Here is a 16442-nt window from a genome sequence, read left to right on the forward strand (position 1 = left end):
ACTTATAAAAACCACTAGATTATAATAATTATAAATTAGTAATGAATATAAAGTGGGTTTCCTATTCGGAAGTCCATTTTCTTCATTTATAAGGACTATTAATATTGAAATTCATTATCAAGGAGGTTTTTATATGACAACGATAACTAATAAAAAATCTAACCCACTATTTCTTTCGAATTTAATGTCTCATGTGGAATTGGTAGCAGCTCTTTTTTCTGGGGTACTGATTCTTATTGCATGGCTATTAAGTAACGCACAGCAAGAAACAGCATCGATCATTTTCTATTTACTAGCATTTGTAATAGGTGGGTATGCAAAAGCCAAAGAAGGTTTAGTAGAAACATTTAAAGAAAAAGAGTTAAATGTAGAGTTGCTGATGATATTAGCAGCAATCGGATCTTCTATCATCGGCTATTGGACAGAAGGAGCAATCCTAATTTTTATATTTGCAGTAAGTGGTGCTCTTGAAACGTACACAATGAATAAAAGCAAAAAGGAAATTTCATCTCTCATGGAACTTCAGCCCGAAGAGGCATTGCGATTAAATAGTGATGGCACTACTTCACGAATCTCGGTGAGCGAGTTAGTTGTAGGTAATCAACTTATTGTAAAACCCGGTGAACGAATCCCCGCAGATGGGAAAGTTGTAAGTGGCAATACTGCAATTGATGAATCCGCAATTAGTGGTGAGTCTATTCCTGTAACTAAACAGTTACATGATGAACTATTCGCTGGAACAGTTAATATGAGCGGTGCTATTACGATGGAAATGACAAAGGAAAATGAGAACTCACTTTTCCAAAAGATCATTAATCTTGTGCAAACAGCTCAGGATGAAAAATCTCCTGCTCAACAGTTTATTGAACGCTTTGAAAGTACCTACGTGAAAATTGTTTTAATCTCAGTAGTATTTATGCTTTTCCTTCCTCACTTTGTACTTGATTGGGACTGGAACACAACATTTTACCGAGCGATGGTTTTATTGGTAGTGGCTTCACCTTGTGCTCTCGTAGCATCTATTATGCCAGCCACTTTAGCAGCAATTTCGAACGGTGCTAAAGTTGGTATATTATTCAAAGGCGGAGTACATCTGGAAAACATTAGTGAAATGAATGCAATTGCATTGGACAAAACTGGTACGCTAACTACCGGTAAGCCAGTCGTTACAGATTTCTTAGTACGACCAGATTTAGATAGAATGTCAGCCTTAACAACACTAGCAACTATCGAGGGACAATCCAATCACCCCCTAGCTATAGCAATTACAGCTTTTGCTAAAATAGAAGGCGTAGGATCTCTTCCACTAATCCATATTGAAGATAAACCTGGATTTGGAATACAAGCTACAATTGACGGAGAATCAGTATTAGTAGGAAAACCTGATTTTGTTAATAAAAACGATGCCTTTACCTTTCATAACGGAATTGCTTCTACCCTTACAGAAGAAGGGAAAACTGTCATCTTCATGCGAGATGGAAAAGGAATCGCTGCTGTTGCTGCTTTAAAAGACACAGTTAGAGAAGAAGCAAAAGTCGCGATTAAACAGCTCCAAGCACTAGGTATTAAAACAGTAATGCTTACAGGTGACAATGACAAAACGGCAAGTGTGATCGCAAAAGAAGCTGGAATTGATCAATATATTGCCGAGTGTCTACCAGAAACTAAAGTGAAACATATGAAAGCGTTACTTAAGGAACATAGCTTTGTTGGAATGGTTGGTGATGGCATCAATGATGCTCCCGCGCTTGCAACAGCAACAACTGGATTTGCCATGGGAGAAGGAACAGATGTTGCACTAGAAACTGCAGATATCGTTCTTATGAAAAATGACCTATCTAAAATTGCATATGCAGTGAAAATGTCACGTAAAATGCGTCGAATCGTTAAGCAGAATATCATTTTTTCAATAACTATAATCGCACTTTTAATCGTCTCGAATTTCCTTCAAGTAGTAGACCTGCCGTTAGGGGTAATAGGTCATGAAGGTAGTACCATATTAGTCATATTAAATGGATTGCGAATGCTCAATAGGAATATATAAGAGAATTAAAAACAGCCGATCTTTCTAGGTTAAAACCTGTTTCGATCGTTTCCGAAGTGCTTTAGACCGACGTTTTGCTATAGTATTACCTAGTGAATTTGTAGTGAGTATTGGTTGTGACTGCCGTCACAACCAATACTCACTTTTTCGGTAATCTTATGGCGTTCTCCTGTCCCTAGCCCTTCTACAACAATTAGAAACAGGTTAGTGCGTTTTTGGATAACAAGAGAAAAGAGACTTTCCAATTCATAGGTAAGCGCCAGAAGATACAATTTCTGGTGCTATTTCGCTTCTTTAGTTTATAAACACTCCCTATTTTTCTTTATTTCCACTAGTAGAATAAAATTGTCTGCTTTCCTCTATCAGCGAAAAATAGTATTTCTATTTCATCAGCGATTACCAATCATTTTGTCCCTATATTTGCGTTGACTAATCTTATCATCTAAGCGATATGCTTCTCCAAATCTTCTAGTGGGGTACTACCCCCGTTTGATTAGATTGTAAGGTGGCTACTCCAGCGGGAACACCGAGAAATTCTCGAGATGAACTGACCCCCTGGTACGGAAATCACAGTATTATTCATTCTCTCATGCTCCATGAGCCCTGTATTCACTGGAACTTTTTATATACCTTCTTAATCTTTAAACAAAAACAGAAGGACGTCGGTTAGACGCGTCCTTCTGTTTCCTTTTTTTCTAAAGCTATTTTACGTTCCTGCATAACTGCATTTATCTGACCACCAACCAACAAAATGATGCCAGAAATATATAACCATAACATTAATACAATAATCCCTCCGATACTTCCATACGTAGAAGAATAGTTAGAGAAATTACTAACATAGAACGAGAATCCTAATGATACGATAATCCAACCAAATGCTGCAAAAGCAGCTCCTGGTAATACACTTCTTAGGAATAATTTTGTATTTGGAACTATCCAGTACAATGCAATTAATACCACAAACATAATTAAGGGACTAATCGTCCATCTCAAATTATTCCAAAGCTTTACAAAGCTTTCTTCAAAACCAAAGTATGAAAATAGAATTGTACCAATTTGTTGACCGAATACCGGTAATACTAGCGCTACTATAAATAACATAATCATTAATAACGTAAATACAATAGATAATAGTCTAACGATGAAAAAGGGTCTTGTTTCTTCAAGTGCATATGAACGGTTTAAAGATTTTACAATTGCATTCATCCCATTTGAAGCAGACCAAATCGTACCAATAATCCCGATAGATAGTAACCCACCGTTCCTACTCACCAAAACTTCAGTCAATGTTTCCTCAATAAGAATATATACTTCCTGTGGTGCATAGTTTTCTAAGAGACGAAAGACTTGTGCCTCGTCTAAGTTTAAGTACGGCAATAAGGTTATTATGAAAATTAATAATGGAAATAGGGATAATAGGAAGAAATAGGCTAATTGTGCTGCAAAGCCTGCAATATCCGTTTTCTGAATATGTAGTATTAAATGCTTTATGTAACCAGACCATGTAGTAAGATCATGATGCACCTCTTCCTTCTTTTCCTTCTTTTTTATATTTAGAAATTTTAACTTCTCGAACCAGCTGGGGCTTGAGGATGAAGTTTTTTTATTATCTTTTTTCTCATGAATATCTTTCACTCCATCCTCTCCTTTCTGTGCAACGATTACTTTTTTGGTTCAAAAATACTTTTTTCTTCCTTTTCTGGAACTACAATTGATTTGTACTCCTCTTTTGATTGAGAAAATGCATCTTTCGTATCTGTTAATAATGTTTTAACCTGAGGGGTGATTTCCTTTGCCTCGTTAACTTTTTCAGTTAAATACATTGCATCTGATGAAAACTGATCATAGACCGATTTCCATTTTGTTATTTGATGTTCGATATTTGTTTTTAATTCTTCCCTATTTTTACTGTAATATTGAATTTCATTTCGAATGTATCTTGTTTTGTTCATAACTGAATCTCTTGTTTTTCTGTCAAGCATTGTTAGAGCTCCACCAACAACTGCCCCACATATAATACCTTTTAAAAATTTATTTTCACTCATCCAAATTACCTCCAAGTTTAACTATATAGATGCTTTAATTATACCCTCACCAAAATAGAATCAAACAATATTTTCATTTATTTAAAAAATAGTCTTGACTAGCACACTGAATTTTACGAATATTGTAACAAGGGTAAATAATATGAAAGGATGATAGATTTCTTTTTAGACAATAACATAGGGGGTAATGTTGATGGAACAATTGAATGAGTTTTTAGGAACGGTATCATCCTTTTTATGGGGAATTCCACTCTTAGTATTAATAGTAGGTACTGGTATTTATTTAACATTGCGTTTAGGAATTTTACAATTACGCTTGTTACCTGCTGCATTGAAGCAAGTTTTCTCCAAAAATCATGATAAGTCTGCAGAAGGAGATATCTCACAGTTTCAGGCTCTCACTACAGCATTGGCCGCAACGGTTGGTACTGGTAATATAGTTGGGGTTGCCACTGCGGTAGTTCTAGGTGGTCCTGGGGCAATATTTTGGATGTGGATATCTGCATTCTTTGGAATGGCGACAAAGTATGGAGAAGCGGTACTAGCTGTTAAATATCGTGTTAAAGATGCCAATGGTGAAATGGCCGGCGGACCTATGTACTATTTAGAACATGGTTTAAAACAAAAGTGGTTGGCTGTTTTATTCGCAATTTTTGGGGCAGTGGCAGCATTTGGTATCGGAAATGGAACACAATCCAATTCTGTTGCAGGAGTTGTAAATGATACTTTTGGAATTGAAACATGGATAACTGGAATTGTATTAACTGCTTTTGCTGCTTTAGTTATTCTAGGTGGTATTAAATCCATTGGTAAAGTTACTGCGATTTTTGTTCCTGTAATGGCGGTTTTCTATATTGTTTCTGGTTTAATTATTATGATTTTGAATGTTACAGCTATTCCTGAAGCATTTGTAACAATTTTTAAGATGGCATTTTCAACTGAAGCTGCGGCAGGTGGAGCAATCGGTGCTGCTATTAGATATGGTATTGCTCGTGGGGTATTCTCAAATGAGGCTGGTTTAGGTTCTGCTCCTATTGCTGCAGCTGCGGCAAAAACAGACCTTCCTGGTCGTCAAGGGCTTATCTCGATGACTCAGGTATTTTTTGATACATTTATCATTTGTTCAATTACTGGTATCACAATTGTCATGTCTGGAATATATACCGACAAAAGTTTAGCTGCAAATGAAATTACAACTGGAGCGTTTGGACACTTCTTAGGTGACTTCGGACCAATTGTAGTAGCAATTGGATTGATATTCTTTGCTTCATCTACGATAATTGGCTGGGCTTATTACGGAGAGAAATGTTTCCAATATTTATTCAAAAATCCTTCACTTCTAATTGTGTATCGTATTGCTTTTGTCTTGATGGTATTTGTAGGATCTGTTGTTTCATTAGATTTAATCTGGACTTTCTCAGATATAACTAATGCATTAATGGCTATTCCTAACTTAATAGGACTACTAGGACTTTCTGGTGTAATTATTTATGAAACGAAAAAAATTCAAGAGAAATTAAAAGAAGAAAAAGAGGCAGCAAAATCTATTTAGTGTTTGACATTGCAGGCTTAGCGTGAAATGATTAATTCTAATGTATGAAAGGCAGGTTACTACGAATGAATTTATCACAACCCTCAGCAGAAAATGTCACGTATATGATTGAAACAATTAAAGAGAAACTTCGTATGGTCAATGTAGATGCAATGAGATCAGAGGATTTCAATGCAACACAATATGATGATCTTGTTTACTTATACGAAATGGTTAAAAAAAGAGATACTTTTAGTCCCAGTGAAATGCAAGCAATTGCATCTGAACTAGGAAACCTAAGAAAATAAGTACAGAATCATGTTCATTAAAAATGGTTAGTCGTGAATAACATCACGATTAACCATTTTTTGTATATAAAATATACGTTTTTTGGGACAACCTATATAATATATCAGTTATATCACTATCTTATTACCAGGAACACTGTCTTTATGCACTGGAGAATCTTGTGCCTGCTTATTAATAATAGCTTATTGGATTCTAGTTTTTCGTTACTTGCTCTAACCCATTGTTTACTTGCTTCCATCTATGACTTACTTGCTGTCGTGAATGATTTACTTGCTCTAACCCTATATTTACTTGCGGATCATTACCTTTTATTTGCGGAGCGGATAATTTTACCAAACACACATGAATTCACAGCCTTAATTTATAGAATTGAATACTAATAAAAGGCTATCTATTGTCATCATTACTGATAATAGATAGCCTTCTTTCTTATAGATTATTTAATTCAACTGCAATTTTAGATCCAACTCGAGCATTATTATAAACAAGTTCGATATTGGATTCTAAAGATTTACCTTCTGTTAGTTCTTTTACTTTTCCTAACAAGAATGGAGTTACATCTTTCCCTTTGATACCATTTTCTTCAGCTTCTTGTAGAGCAGTTTGGATAATCGTATTAATGTAAGACTCTTCCAATGAATGTTCTGTAGGAATAGGATTTGCAATTACTGCTCCACCATTTAACCCAAGATCCCACTTAGCTTTCAACATTTCTGCTACTTCTTTTTCATTGTTTAAACGGAAGTTTGCATCAAATTCACTTGTCGTTGTATAAAATGCTGGGAAAGAATCTGTTTGGAAACCTACAACAGGAACACCTTTAGTTTCTAAGTATTCTAAAGTTAAACCAATATCTAAAATAGATTTTGCACCAGCACAAACTACTGCAACATTAGTATTTGATAGTTCTTCTAAATCTGCTGAGATGTCCATAGTCGTTTCTGCGCCTCTATGTACACCGCCAATTCCACCGGTAACAAATAACTTAATTCCAGCCATTTCAGCACAAATCATAGTTGTTGCTACTGTAGTTGCACCAATTTCTTTTGAAGATACAACGTAAGCAAGATCTCTTCTAGAAGTTTTTCTTGCATCTTTACTTGTTCCTAGCGTTTCTAATTCTGCATCGGATAAACCAATTTTAATCTTTCCGTCCATGATAGCGATAGTCGCTGGAACTGCACCATTATCACGCACAATTTGTTCTACTTTTCTAGCAGTTTCAACATTTTGCGGGTATGGCATACCATGAGAGATAATTGTAGATTCTAGCGCAACGATTGCCTTTCCTTCTTGCATTCCTTTTGCTACTTCTTCTGAATAAGTGATATATTGTTTCATTTTTTATTTTCCTCCATCTCATTAGTTAAATTATTTCGAGAAAGCTCAGTTCTTACCGTATCGCTGGAGCGAATAGTTTTACTAGCGTTTACCATGCCTGTTTGTATGGTCGTTGTAATATCCTCACCATTCAACCAAGCATATAAAGTAGCGGAAACAAATGCGTCCCCTGCACCAGTGACATCAATCACATCCTCTACCTTAATTGCTGGAAAATAGGAAGTTTCCATGTCACTACCTGCGTACATTATGCCCTCACTACCCCAGGTTATAACTACATGGGAAATACCCTTCTGCACAAATAATCTTGTTGCTACTTCCCATGATTCTTTATCCTCAATATTTATACCTAAATACATTTCTGCTTCATCTTTGTTTGCGATTAACCATCCAATGCCCTCTAATGAATCAGGCATTCTATCCATTTTAGGTGAGGATACGGGTATTAAAGCAAGTGGTATATTATGCCCAATAGAAACAGTTCGGATGTATTCAATCACTTCTTTCGAGCAGTTCATGTCTATAATTATGAGCTGAGAATTCGTTAAATGTGTTTCATGTTTTTTCAAATAATCTACAGTCAACTGTTCATAGATATCCATATTTGCTAGAGCAAGAAGCATTTCTCCACTTGAATCTAGCACTGCCGAATATGTTCCAGTTGTGTAATTTGGTAGCTTTTCAATGGAAAATAAGTTCATCCAATTATTAGAGGCTTTTTCAATAGCTTCATATTCCATATCTGTTCCAACAACTGATAACAAACGTACAGTTTGTCCTAATCTACCTAAATTTTCCGCAATGTTCCTTGCAACTCCTCCTACACTTTGTATGCTAGATGTAGGGTTAGAAGTACCCATTTGGAGCTTATTGATCACTGTATATTTTCTATCTACATTGGCTCCACCTATGCAAATAATTTCTTTGTTCTCAGGTAAAATATAAGCTCTTCCTGTGATGTTCCCATTTTTTATCAATTGGGAAATAATATTGGCAACTGCCGGTCTAGACATTTTGAGTTCGTTTGCTATTTCCATTTGAGATGCATATGGATTTTCTCGCAGGTACTTTAAAATACTCACTTCTTTTGTATTCATTTGCTTACACCTCTCTTCCTCACTGAACATTTGTTTTAATTATAAACTTTTGTTTTATAAAGTCAAATAAAAACTGACAACCATCTTTTGGTTGCCAGTCTTTATTATTATTCAGGTTGGTCGTTTAAAGTACCATCCTCTAGAACGCGTGGTTGAATCAATACTTCAACTCTTCTATTTTTTGCCCGATCTGCTGGAGTATCATTGGAAGCTACAGGTCTAAATTCACCGTAACCTTTCGCACTAAAATATAGCGGATCTATCGTATTATTTCCTGCTAATATTTTCAGGAAATTCACTGATCGCATTACACTTAGCTCCCAGTTGGAAGAATATTCACTACTAGAGATAGGAATATTATCTGTATGACCAGTGATAACGACATTTCTAGGAGGATCAAATACAAGTAAATCGGATATATCTTCAGCAATTGAACGATACTCACCTTTTACTTCTGCTTCTCCAGTATCAAATAATATACTATCTCTTATCGTAACAAGTAAACCTTCATCGGTTAGTTTAGTAACAAACTGTTTTTCTAGCGCATTTACTGCTATATATTCATCCACACTATCTTGAATTTCGGAGAGTGCTTGCTGGTCTTCCATATATGCAGTGCTCTCTCCATCTTCTCCCTGACCTGAATCATCAGGAGCATCTGGCACTTCCAAAGGAGATGGCTGTTCAAAAATACCGGTTCCACCAGTAAGGACTTCGTTGAACGCTTGAGACATTTGTTCCAATTTTTGTTGATCTACAGAACTAGTAGCAAATAATACGATAAATAAGGCTAATAATAATGTTAAAACATCAGAGTACGGAAGTAGCCAGGCTTCACTTACTTCTTCCTCATGCTTATGTTTTTTATGCTTCTTTGCCAAGGCCAGCCTCCCCGCTTTCATTCAATACTTTTTTACGCTCTGACATAGATAGATAGGAAGCTAATTTTTGTTCAATAACTCGTGGAGAATCTCCTTCTAATACTGAAAGGATACCTTCTAGCATCATTGTCTTTTGTCTGATTTCTTGTTTAGATTTACGTTTTAATTTATTCGCAAATGGATGCCATAAAACGTACCCAGTGAATATCCCTAATAGAGTCGCTACAAAGGCAGCAGAAATTGCATGTGCTAATTTATCAATATCACTCATATCACTTAAGGCAGCTATTAAACCTACTACGGCCCCAAGTACACCAAGTGTGGGAGCATATGTCCCCGCTTGAGTAAAAATTTGAGCACCACCTGAATGTCTTTCCTCTAGTGCGTCAATTTCTTCTGTAAGTACATCTCTAATATAATCTGCATTTTGTCCATCAATTGCTAACGTAAGACCGTTTTTTAAAAATGGGTCTTCTACATCTGTTGACTTACTTTCAAGTGCCAATAATCCTTCTCTTCTTGCTAAATCTGCCCAGCTTGAGAACATTTTAATTACTTCCACATCTGGTACTAGTTTTGTTTCTTTAAAAATAACTCCAAAAATCTTAGGTACTCTTTTTAATTCTGCCATTGGAAATCCAATAACTATTGTAGCAATCGTACCGAAAATGATGATTAAGATTGCTGCAGGATTTAATAATGCACCCAATGTAACACCTTTTAAAACCATCCCAACTAATAATGAAACAAACCCTATTATTAAACCGAATACTGTAGACTTATCCATTCAACTTCCCCCACATTCTATTTCTTTCCTTTATTTCGGCTATATTCATATTTTTTTAATATTAATCTACCGATTGACTATATTAAATTTTCGAATTATGAACAAAATTTAACTTATCGACTAATTTGAATATTGATAATACAAGCGCAAAACTGATACTATGGAGATAATAATAGAAAGGAAGTATCCATATGACATCTTTTAATACAAAATTAGAAAACTATGCTTCTCTTGTTGTAGAAGTAGGAGTGAATATTCAACCAGGACAGAATTTATTTATTGCAGCTTCCACTGATAGCGTTGAATTAGTTCGATTGATTACTAAAAAAGCTTATGTAGCTGGAGCTAAACAAGTATTCGTAGATTTAACAGATGATGAAATCACACGATTACGCTATGAACTTGGACCTGCGGACTCATTTGATTTCTTCCCTTCTTGGAAAGCACAAGAAAAAGAATTGTTAGCAGAAGGCGGAGCTGCATTTATAAGCGTTGTTAGTCAAAGCCCTGACCTTTTAAAAGGAGTGGATTCCTCTAGAATTTCAGCGTTCCAAAAGGCTGCGGGTCAAGCTTTAAGCAAATATCGTCAATATGTACAATCGGACAAAATCAGTTGGTCAGTAATAGCATCTCCATCTACAGAATGGGCTAAGAAGGTATTCCCTAAATTACCTGTGGAAGAACAAGTACCTGCCCTTTGGGAAGCAATTTTCCAAGCAGTGCGTGCGGATGTCGCAAATCCAACAGAAGCATGGATTGAACATGATAATCTTCTACATACAAAGGTAGATTATCTAAACGACAAAAATTATAAAAAACTTCATTATACAGCTCCTGGGACAGACTTAACGATTGAATTACCTAAGGGACATCTATGGTGTGGGGCTGGTAGCACAAACGAAAAAGGATTTTCTTTTATGGCTAACATGCCAACGGAGGAAGTATTCTCTGTTCCATTAAAAACAGGTGTTAACGGTTATGTAGCAAGCACTAAACCATTGAGCTACGGCGGGAATATTATTGATAACTTCACTATTACATTTGAACAAGGTCGCATTGTAAAAGTGGAAGCTGAACAAGGTCAAGAGGTGCTTGAGAACTTAGTTGCAACGGACGAAGGGTCACACTATTTAGGTGAAGTAGCACTAGTACCACATGACTCACCAATCTCTAACTCGAATCTATTATTTTATAACACATTATTTGACGAAAACGCTTCTAATCACTTAGCAATCGGTAGTGCATATGCTTTCTGTATAGAAGGCGGCAAGAAAATGAGTCGCGAAGAATTAGCAGAAAATGGCTTAAACGAAAGTATTACACATGTAGATTTCATGATTGGTTCAGAAAAAATGGACATTGACGGTATTAAAGAAGATGGAACTTCAGAGCCAATATTCCGAAATGGAAACTGGGCATTTTAATATTGTTAACTTAAATTCTATATATTTCTAGTTACAATTCTTTCATTTTTACGTTATAATAAGTACAAGAAAACAAGTGAGGTGTTATAAAATGGCTTTATACACAGTTACAGTGCTTGGTTTTACTGCAATTATGGGAATCGTAGGCTATGTAATTTTGCATTACTTTGGAAAAGGTATGAATTCTAAAGATGCATCTACAATAGATCCAAAACCTTTTCAATAACTCATAAAACAACCGTCGAGTAAGCTGACGGTTGTTTTTTTTATTTGATATCTCTTCTCTTTTTCTTTTCAAATTAACTTCATTTCTATTACATTTAGATGACAAACTATTACTATTCGTTCAATTTATCTCGCTATACTATTTCAAATGACCTAAGATACTCTGAAATATATGTAAACTTCCATTATGTTACAAATGGCAACCTACTATTTATCTATTATAATTACTAAGTATGATTGGAATAGGAGGAAGACAAATGTTTTCAAACTCACATATTGGAATAGATTTAGGTACAGCAAATACATTAGTTTATACAAAAGGCAAAGGCTTATTAATAGATGAACCCACAGTAGTAGCAGTTAATACTAAAACGCGTGAAATCGTAGCTTTCGGTGAAGAAGCAAAAAAAATGATTGGCAAAACACCTACTTCAATCGAGGTAATACGTCCATTACAGGATGGAGTAATTGCCGATTTTGACATTACAACACAACTACTAAAACTTATAATGCAAAAAGCAGGGAAAAAACTTGGTACTTCTTTAAGAAAACCCACTGTAATTGTATGTACACCATCTGGTGCAACTTCTGTAGAAAGAAGAGCAATACAAGATGCTGTAAGACAAAGTGGAGCAAAAGATGTTCAATTAATGGAAGAACCCGTAGCTGCAGCAATCGGTGCAGGTCTTCCAGTAGATGAGCCTGTCGCAAGTATGATTGTAGACATTGGTGGTGGTACGACAGAAGTTGGCATTATTTCTTTTGGTGGAGTAGTAGCGTCCCATACAGTAAAGGCAGCTGGAGATCGTATGGATGAAGCAATTATTCACTTTGTTCGAAAAGAGTACAATGTTATTATTGGAGAAGCCACTGCTGAGAATATCAAAATGACTATAGGACATGCATTGGTTCCTCATGCAGTAGAACAAATGCAAGCTACTGGTAGAGATGTTGTTAGTGGATTACCTAAGACTATTCATTTATCTTCTACTCAGATACAGGGTGTTCTATCTGAATCATTGGAAACTATTTTAGAAGCAATACGCGCAACACTAGAAACCTGCCCTCCTGAGCTTGCAGGAGATATAGTTGACCATGGCGTAATCTTAACTGGTGGTGGAGCATTACTAAAGGATATTTCCGAGTGGTTAACCCAGGTCATTGAAGTACCAGTTCATCTAGCACCTGAGCCATTACAGTCCGTGGTTATAGGGACAGGAAAATCCTTCTTTGTATCAGACCGAAAACAAAAACTAGCAAAATAAAGTGGAACTTTATTCATTGAAATTTGGTTTATTCCTCTTTCGAATAAAGTTATCTCTACTATAAAAGCAAGAGAGTTGTCCACTATGGCGAACAACTCCCTTGCTTTTTACATACTTATAGATTATGTTGCATTCTAATTATTATAAACTTTATAACCGTTCCGCAAGTAAGTAGTATTTAATCAAAAATAAAAGATGGATCTCAGCAAGTAACTTCTTGTGCCGGGCAAGTAAATGTTTAGGAAGGTGTAATAGCTCTTTATATTTAGGAAGCAAGCTGTTTCATGCTCCCCATGCCTCTCCAAGGTAGTCACTATGAGCTCTTGTCGAAAGCCCTTCTCAGCAAAAGTCTCATTTTAGTCAGGTTCAAGTATTAAGTAAAGCAATTATCTTTCATTTCCTATAAAATATAATTACAACCTAAAGGAGGAATACTATGCCAAGCTTACATGAGATTTTAAAATACAATGATCACTTCGTGGAAAATAAACTATACGAACCTTTTTTAACTACCAAGTTTCCAAATAAACGTATTGTTATCTTAACTTGCATGGATACTAGGTTAACAGAAATGCTCCCAAAATCCATGAATTTTAAAAATGGTGATGTAAAAATAGTTAAAAGTGCCGGAGCAATCATTAACCATCCATTTGGTGGAATTATGCGGAGCCTTATCGTAGCTGTTTATGAGTTACAAGCCGATGAAATATATGTAATTGGTCATCATGACTGTGGTATGAGTGCTATACAAACCGATAAAATTATGGATAAAATGATTACTCGAGGAGTAGATCCACGTGTATTAGATATCCTAAATAATTCCGGTGTGAACTTAGAAAAATGGTTAGAAGGTTTTTCTAACGTAGAAAGCAGTGTATTACATAGTGTAGAAATGATTCGAAATCATCCACTTATGCTTCCTGAAATTCCTGTTCACGGACTGATTATTGACCCTGAAACTGGTCGATTAGATTTATTGACAGACGGTAATGTCGACAAAAAATAAATTATTTCCCAGGAAATCGACAGAAATAGTATAAAAAACGGCTTATTCAGTTTTCATGAATAAGCCGTTTTTAAATTTCTCAAGTATACTCTTGCCCTTTCAATGCTCTTCAGTTAAGGATGCATATATATAATGATCTTGCCATTTACCATTGATATAAAGCAGTTTTCGTAGAAGTCCCTCTTGCATGAAACCATTTTTTTCTAAAACTTTAATAGAGCCGTTATTATGCGGAGATACATATGCTTCGATACGATTTAATTGGACGTGCTCAAATCCAAATATTTTTACTAGGTGAACTGCTTCAGAAGCAATCCCTTTTCCAATATAAAGCTCATCCATGGAATATCCAATAAGCCCACTTGAAAATGGCATTCTCTTAATACTGTATAGTGATACACTACCAATCATTCTTTCTGTTTGATGTTCGAAAATACCGAAGCTATATTCTCTTTTTTCCTTCGATAACGTGAGAGATTCACGAATCTTCTCCCGTTGAACAGAAGTTGTGTAATAATCATCCCGATGCAGAGGTTCATAAACGGACCAATACATCTTATTACGATAAGTAAGATCCGCTAAGGCTGGTGCATCTTTCGTATTTAATGTTCGTAAATAGCATGTATCTCCTTCTAGATAAATCAAACACCTTCACCCTTTTGCGTTAGTTAATTGGATAAACTCACTCACATCTTGAATACACAGATCAATACCTTTTAGCCAAAATGCTTCCTGTGTAATGTCTTCATTTAAATGTTTCATCGCTAAATCTTCTACTGACATTACAGCTGTGTCCTGCAATAAAGCAATATATTTTTCCTCAAAGTTTGCGCCTTCGCTTATAGCTTTTGCATAAATACTTAAAGAGAATAGGTAACCAAATGTGTAAGGGAAGTTGTAGAACGGTACTTCCGTAATATAAAAATGCAACTTTGATGCCCAAAAGTGCGGATGTGTTGTATCTAATGCATCACCATATGCTTCTTGTTGGGCTAACTCCATTAATTCATTTAGGCGTGCAGCAGAAACAATTCCATTTTTACGTTCCTCATAAAATCTAGTTTCAAATAAGAACCTAGCATGGATATTCATAAAAAATGCTACACTACGTTGAATTTTATCTTCCAGTAAAGCAATTTTTTCATCATCTGTTTTTGCTTCTTTTACTGCAGCATCCGCTACAATCATTTCGGCAAATGTAGAGGCAGTTTCAGCAACACCCATTGCATATTGACGATTCATCCAGTGTACTGGTCTTAAAGCGTATGAATGGAAGGCGTGACCTAATTCATGAGCTAATGTAGAGACATTGGACATTGATCCACTATACGTCATGAAAATACGTGATTCCTCTGATACAGGCATTCCTGTACAAAATCCTCCCGGACGTTTGTTTGGACGGTCCTCTGCCTCTATCCAACCCTTTTCAAATGCATTTCTTGAAAATGATTCTAATTTCGGTCCAAATTCTTTAAAATGCTTTAATATAAACTCCGCACCTTGTTGATAATCCATTTTCTCTGTAGAAGTACTAACTGGTGCATCTAAGTCATACCAATGCATTTGTTTTTCGCCTAGCATTGCCGATTTTTTATTTAAGTATTCTACGAATGGAGCTTTATTTTTCGAGATAGCACCCCACATTGCATTTAGTGTTTCTTCTTTCATGCGATTAATATGAAGAGGCTCCTCTAAAACTGAATCCCATCCTCTTTTTTCGTAAATTGCAAGACGGAAGCCTGCAATATGATTTAGTGTTTTCGCAAAGAACTCCTCTTTATCTGTCCAAGCAGCTTCTAACGCTTCAAATGACTCTTTACGAATCATTGCATCCTCGTGGGAACTAAGATTATTTGCTTGACCAACCGACATTTCTTTTTGTACACCATCTATAGTAAGTTTAATGCGAATATCACCGACTAGTAAATCATAAAGTTGACCCCATGAATGATAGCCATCCACTCCTAGTGTCGTAATCATGTCTTCCTCTTTTTCAGAGAGCATTCGCTTTGCTTCATCTCTCCATTCATTTAACACAAATGCAAAAGGAGAAAGTTCTGTCGTTTGAAGCAGTTCCTCCCACACAGTTTCCTTCGTTTTACTTAGCACTTGTTGAATGGTTAGCATTTGAGAAGAGAACTTAGCGTATAGCGACCCTACCTCGCCCTGTAACAATGCCGCCTGCTTATCCGTTGTATCCTGTGCTAAAAAACACCCAATTACTGCTCCACCTTCTGATAAATTAGTTGCTATATCTTTTAGCTCATTAACCATTTTCTCGATATTTGAGACATCGGCAATAGATGTTGGTGAATCAAAGTCTTTTAGTTTAGTTTCAAAGCTGCTTAGCTTTTCTTTTACTTTATCCAAATGGCTTCTTAGAGATGGTGAGTTACTTCCCCCTTCAAAAAAGCGATCGAGATCCCAGACAACCGGATAAGTTTGTTCAATCATCTAAATATTCCTCCTATATTGACAATTATT

Annotated in this window: 15 protein-coding genes; 7 read left to right on the plus strand and 8 right to left on the minus strand. The window is 35.8% G+C overall.

The window, feature by feature from the left end; translation table 11 throughout:
• Nucleotides 1-133 precede the first annotated feature (133 nt).
• Nucleotides 134-2044 (plus strand): heavy metal translocating P-type ATPase, encoded by a 1911-nt coding sequence (locus tag MKY60_RS15920; RefSeq protein ID WP_340930529.1) that lies wholly within the window; start codon nucleotides 134-136, stop codon nucleotides 2042-2044.
• 666 nt (nucleotides 2045-2710) lie between these two features.
• Here MKY60_RS15920 and MKY60_RS15925 read toward each other — a convergent pair.
• Together MKY60_RS15925 and MKY60_RS15930 are read right to left on the minus strand one after the other, a co-directional pair.
• Nucleotides 2711-3682 (minus strand): YihY/virulence factor BrkB family protein, encoded by a 972-nt coding sequence (locus MKY60_RS15925; RefSeq protein ID WP_340930531.1) that lies wholly within the window; start codon nucleotides 3680-3682, stop codon nucleotides 2711-2713.
• A 26-nt stretch (nucleotides 3683-3708) separates the two neighbouring features.
• Nucleotides 3709-4092: a hypothetical protein gene (locus MKY60_RS15930; protein WP_090568409.1), complete on the minus strand. Its 384-nt coding sequence runs from the start codon at nucleotides 4090-4092 to the stop codon at nucleotides 3709-3711.
• Nucleotides 4093-4285: 193 nt separating this feature from the next.
• On the opposite strand from MKY60_RS15930, the gene MKY60_RS15935 reads away from it, so the two are divergent.
• Nucleotides 4286-5644 carry an alanine/glycine:cation symporter family protein gene (locus MKY60_RS15935; protein WP_090568406.1) on the plus strand — a complete coding sequence of 453 codons (1359 nt, stop codon included), beginning with the start codon at nucleotides 4286-4288 and terminating at the stop codon, nucleotides 5642-5644.
• Nucleotides 5645-5709: 65 nt separating this feature from the next.
• The gene (locus MKY60_RS15940; RefSeq protein ID WP_090568404.1) at nucleotides 5710-5931 is read left to right on the plus strand and encodes a DUF1128 domain-containing protein; all 222 of its coding nucleotides are present in this window, start codon (nucleotides 5710-5712) and stop codon (nucleotides 5929-5931) included.
• 430 nt (nucleotides 5932-6361) lie between these two features.
• On the opposite strand, the gene MKY60_RS15945 is transcribed toward MKY60_RS15940, so the two are convergent.
• The 4 genes from MKY60_RS15945 to motA form a co-directional block, all read right to left on the minus strand.
• Nucleotides 6362-7273 carry a pseudouridine-5'-phosphate glycosidase gene (locus MKY60_RS15945; RefSeq protein ID WP_090568401.1) on the minus strand — a complete coding sequence of 304 codons (912 nt, stop codon included), beginning with the start codon at nucleotides 7271-7273 and terminating at the stop codon, nucleotides 6362-6364.
• Complete coding sequence (locus MKY60_RS15950; RefSeq protein WP_090568398.1) at nucleotides 7270-8370, minus strand: carbohydrate kinase; 1101 nt, start codon at nucleotides 8368-8370, stop codon at nucleotides 7270-7272. The genes MKY60_RS15945 and MKY60_RS15950 overlap by 4 nt, the downstream gene beginning before the upstream one ends.
• A 107-nt stretch (nucleotides 8371-8477) precedes the next feature.
• Nucleotides 8478-9251, minus strand: coding sequence for a flagellar motor protein MotB (gene motB, locus MKY60_RS15955; RefSeq protein WP_090568395.1), 774 nt, complete (start codon nucleotides 9249-9251; stop codon nucleotides 8478-8480).
• A complete protein-coding gene (gene motA / locus MKY60_RS15960; RefSeq protein WP_269922350.1) occupies nucleotides 9235-10038 on the minus strand; it encodes a flagellar motor stator protein MotA in 804 nt (267 codons plus the stop codon). The genes motB and motA overlap by 17 nt, the downstream gene beginning before the upstream one ends.
• Before the next feature lie 191 nt (nucleotides 10039-10229).
• Here motA and MKY60_RS15965 point away from each other — a divergent pair, with 191 nt between their 5' ends.
• The 4 genes from MKY60_RS15965 to MKY60_RS15980 all read left to right on the plus strand — a co-directional run bounded on the left by MKY60_RS15965 (nucleotide 10230) and on the right by MKY60_RS15980 (nucleotide 13958).
• Entirely contained in the window at nucleotides 10230-11462 is a 1233-nt protein-coding gene (locus MKY60_RS15965; RefSeq protein WP_340930536.1) for an aminopeptidase, read from the plus strand.
• Between the two features lie 91 nt (nucleotides 11463-11553).
• Nucleotides 11554-11688: a hypothetical protein gene (locus tag MKY60_RS15970; RefSeq protein WP_269915757.1), complete on the plus strand. Its 135-nt coding sequence runs from the start codon at nucleotides 11554-11556 to the stop codon at nucleotides 11686-11688.
• Between the two features lie 256 nt (nucleotides 11689-11944).
• Nucleotides 11945-12952, plus strand: coding sequence for a rod-share determining protein MreBH (gene mreBH, locus MKY60_RS15975; protein ID WP_090568387.1), 1008 nt, complete (start codon nucleotides 11945-11947; stop codon nucleotides 12950-12952).
• 436 nt (nucleotides 12953-13388) lie between these two features.
• The gene (locus MKY60_RS15980) at nucleotides 13389-13958 is read left to right on the plus strand and encodes a beta-class carbonic anhydrase (RefSeq protein ID WP_090568385.1); all 570 of its coding nucleotides are present in this window, start codon (nucleotides 13389-13391) and stop codon (nucleotides 13956-13958) included.
• A gap of 99 nt (nucleotides 13959-14057) precedes the next feature.
• On the opposite strand, the gene MKY60_RS15985 is transcribed toward MKY60_RS15980, so the two are convergent.
• Together MKY60_RS15985 and MKY60_RS15990 are read right to left on the minus strand one after the other, a co-directional pair.
• Nucleotides 14058-14603 carry a GNAT family N-acetyltransferase gene (locus MKY60_RS15985; RefSeq protein ID WP_090568382.1) on the minus strand — a complete coding sequence of 182 codons (546 nt, stop codon included), beginning with the start codon at nucleotides 14601-14603 and terminating at the stop codon, nucleotides 14058-14060.
• 6 nt (nucleotides 14604-14609) lie between these two features.
• A complete protein-coding gene (locus MKY60_RS15990) occupies nucleotides 14610-16412 on the minus strand; it encodes a M3 family oligoendopeptidase (RefSeq protein ID WP_340930538.1) in 1803 nt (600 codons plus the stop codon).
• Between the last annotated feature and the right edge of the window lie 30 nt (nucleotides 16413-16442).

It is taken from the genome of Psychrobacillus sp. FSL K6-1415 (genome assembly GCF_038003185.1).
Taxonomy (GTDB): Bacteria; Bacillota; Bacilli; order Bacillales_A; family Planococcaceae; genus Psychrobacillus; species Psychrobacillus psychrodurans.